The organism is Streptococcus pluranimalium (assembly GCF_047785705.1).
Taxonomy (GTDB): domain Bacteria; phylum Bacillota; class Bacilli; order Lactobacillales; family Streptococcaceae; genus Streptococcus; species Streptococcus pluranimalium_A.
The window spans coordinates 1-3,306 of the sequence record NZ_JBLOJV010000067.1 but is presented as its reverse complement, the minus strand read 5'-3'; the positions used below and the strand labels follow the sequence as shown (position 1 = coordinate 3,306).

Sequence of the window (3,306 nt, the reverse complement as noted above, 5' to 3'; positions counted from 1 at the left end):
GGGAGCATGGGGCGGAGGAGAACTTGGTTATCACGGAGCCAAACTTTTAGGAGCTAGTGACTCACAGGCCAATGCGGCGAAGTTTCTAAGTAGTATGGCTGGTGCTTCGGCAGGTTCTTCCTTGGCAGGGAAGTTTAGTTTGAATAGGCCTTCCTTAAAGAATTCTTCTTCTGTGTCTAGCGAATATACTTATAATATGGTAGAAAATCCGGGTCCGTTATTGGATATTGATGAGACCGCTGCTTCTAGTTTTGCTAGTGGTAAATATAATGTAAAGGTATTAGAGGAAGACACTGTGTTTTTTAGAGCAGGTAATTCTGAAAGACCATTGGGGCAATATTATACAAGAGATATTCCAGATTCCGCCATAAAAGTCCGAATTGATTCCGCTGTAAAACCACAATGGATTGATAGTAAGACGGGAGTTTTAACAGGAACATCTGAAATTACAGATGTCTATGCTACTAAATTTTCAAAAGGCACAGTATATTATGAAGGTCCTACTGCATATCAGGGAGGGGTATATCTCGGTGGAAAAGAGCAGATATATATTCATAAACCGTGGGAGATTAATGGAATACTCGACAATACAACACATTTGGGAGGTATAAAATGACCGAGCAATTGAATAAGGCAATAAATGATTTGTTACAATTTTTATTGATACATAAATCAGGGCATAATATAAATTACTTTATAACTACACTTCAGGAAATGAGTAGTATTCTAAAAAACTCTCATATGTCTGAAGAAACTGTGGGAGAATTAAAAGTATTATACAAAAGTATGTTTTTTCCAAGGGAAGGTCTGTCAGATTTTTATATTTTAAATCAGGATAAAATTTTAATGAATAAGTATAATAATCAATACGCCTCTTTATTAAGAGCTATAGATGAATTATTGAATTGAAAGGTATTTTATGGTTGATATAAAATCTTTATATGGTATTTATGAGAAAAGCAAAAAGGATTCAGACTGGAGAAATTTTGCTATGAATTTATCACAATCAGCAGTTTTAGTTCCATTTATTAACATCGATAATTCTGAAAGTTTATTTACAATACGAGACATTGAAAATAATGAGTACTTTCCAATTTTTACTGATTTTGAATCTATAGGAGAAAAAAATCTTTTTTGTGATAAGAAAGTTAAATTTGCAGAGGTTACTTTGGACTATATCTCCAATTTTTTAGAGTTGAATTCTGCCATTAATCACATAGTTATAAATCCGTATGATATAAATATTGTTATGAATCAGGTGGATTTAGCCGCTGTCCTTTCTCTTAGAGATTCTCAGAAACTTTTTTGGGGCAGACCTACCGAGAATACGTCGTTGCTGGAAGCAAATCTGTCTACTATTTTTAAAGAGTGTTCCCTTATAAAACGGGTATTTCTTCAAAAAATAATTGTTCAGAAAGAGAGCAGTTATTTATTGGTTATTGATCATCAGAGTGATGATGATAAAACTTTATTTGAATCTGTGTCTCAAAAAATTTCGTCTGAAGGCGTTGAGTCAGACTTGCCGATAGATATGATATCTTGGTCTACAAAATTAGGGAAAGAAATAGCTGATGATATTTTTCCGTTTTATAATGTATATTCTTAAAATATAGAGTCTACTAACTAGGTACTATCCCATCTTCAGCGGTGATGCCGTTCGTTGGGAAGCCATTGCGGCCGAAGAGCGTCGTAATCAGGGTGTTCTAAATTTTGTGGTTGGCGCTTTAACGGTTGTAGGTGGTGTAGTAGCTATTGTAGCAACCGCAGGAGCAGCAACTCCTCTTGTTGTAGCAGCTGGTGCAACACTTGGTACAGGTACTGCTTTATATGGCTATTCGAACATGATCGAGGCCGAACAAGATATTATTTATGGCTCTCTAGGAGATACGAAGAGTTTTGCGGTCAATCCTATCCGAGATACTATTTTCTTGGGAAATAACCAACTATATCATCAAACTGGTCAAATCTTTAGTATCGGTAGTTCCATTATTGCACCAATTGGTCAAACTGGAAGTGTTGTAAAAGGCCTAGCTCAATTTGGTGGCGGTGCTTTGGGAGCATGGGGCGGAGGAGAACTTGGTTATCACGGAGCCAAACTTTTAGGAGCTAGTGACTCACAGGCCAATGCGGCGAAGTTTCTAAGTAGTATGGCTGGTGCTTCTGCGGGTTCTTCCTTGGCAGGGAAGTTTAGTTTGAACAAACTGACGACGAAAAAAATGCCTGAGCAAGCACCGCCGTATAATAAGGAGCAGGTTCTTAAAAACCTTGAGGAGAGTCGCCTAGCTCGTGAAAGTTCTAACTTTAAGTCCAGTTATGTAAAAGTTGAAAAGTCCATTAATCAAAGAATTGAGCTCCAAGATGAGTTGAAAAGAAGGGTTTCCGATTTCGACTATGATACTGCTTCTAGTAAACAAAAGGGAAACTATAGCGAGATTAGAACTTATGATAATCTGTTGAATCCAAGGAGTGGCGAGACCTCTATCTATGATTTAAGGCGTGTTGGCAGGGACATCCCAGAAAGTCTGGATGCTAAATTAGAGCGTGGAATCGATGGTATTTATATCAATGAGTCTGGTGTCGGCTCTAAGGTTATTATTGATGAGGCTAAATTTAATAAATCACGACTTAATCCTCATACAGCTGATGGTAAGCAGATGAATCATAAGTGGATTGAAAACAGAATACATAAAGATGATTTTGATAATCTGCGAGATTTTCATACTGTACGTGAGGCTGTCAGAAATGGAGACTACGAAGCAGTTTTAAGTAGAGTTGATATTGATGGAACTGTGAAGCATTTTCGTTTGGATATTGAGGCAAATATAATCGGTGAATGGCCATAAGAAAGGAGTCATAGAGTGATTAAAATTGGAATTAGAGACGAACTAAACACATTAGAAAACTATCAAAAAATACTTGAATTTAACAGAGAAGATAATATATATTTATTAAAGGATATTGAGTCCTTAAAGGAAGATGAAAAAGAGGGTATTCAAAAGCGTAAGTTTTCAAACTCCGAAGTAATACGGAATACACAATTTTTTATTTCAAAAAATTTCTATGAAATATTTAAGGTGATGTATTCTGCTGGCTATCCTTTGTCGGATGTTCGGAAGTCCTTCTTGGATTTTTTAGAAGTCAAAAGCCTTGTATTAGATGGTCATATTCACTACCTAGATGATTTAGACATCATTTCTGTTAGTATTCTTTTAGATATCGATGCTGAAACAATGGCACCTTTTATTGAAAACATCAAACAAGTTGATTATCAAGATTACTTGATGGACTTTCTGATTCGTTACTACT

Annotated in this window: 4 protein-coding genes and 1 pseudogene; all 5 read left to right on the top strand. The window is 36.0% G+C overall.

Features of this window, described 5'->3' with window-relative positions:
• Positions 1-616 (top strand): annotated as a pseudogene (locus ACMZ6Z_RS09110) (hypothetical protein); the annotation flags it as partial.
• Positions 613-909 (top strand): hypothetical protein, encoded by a 297-nt coding sequence (locus ACMZ6Z_RS09105; RefSeq protein WP_416132217.1) that lies wholly within the window; start codon positions 613-615, stop codon positions 907-909. The pseudogene ACMZ6Z_RS09110 and the gene ACMZ6Z_RS09105, both read left to right, overlap by 4 nt.
• Before the next feature lie 10 nt (positions 910-919).
• Positions 920-1,606: an enhanced serine sensitivity protein SseB C-terminal domain-containing protein gene (locus ACMZ6Z_RS09100; protein WP_416132216.1), complete on the top strand. Its 687-nt coding sequence runs from the start codon at positions 920-922 to the stop codon at positions 1,604-1,606.
• 106 nt (positions 1,607-1,712) lie between these two features.
• Entirely contained in the window at positions 1,713-2,843 is a 1,131-nt protein-coding gene (locus tag ACMZ6Z_RS09095) for a hypothetical protein (RefSeq protein ID WP_416132215.1), read from the top strand.
• Positions 2,844-2,858: 15 nt separating this feature from the next.
• The coding region (locus ACMZ6Z_RS09090) for a PoNe immunity protein domain-containing protein (RefSeq protein WP_416132214.1) at positions 2,859-3,306 on the top strand (448 nt) is incomplete at its 3' end.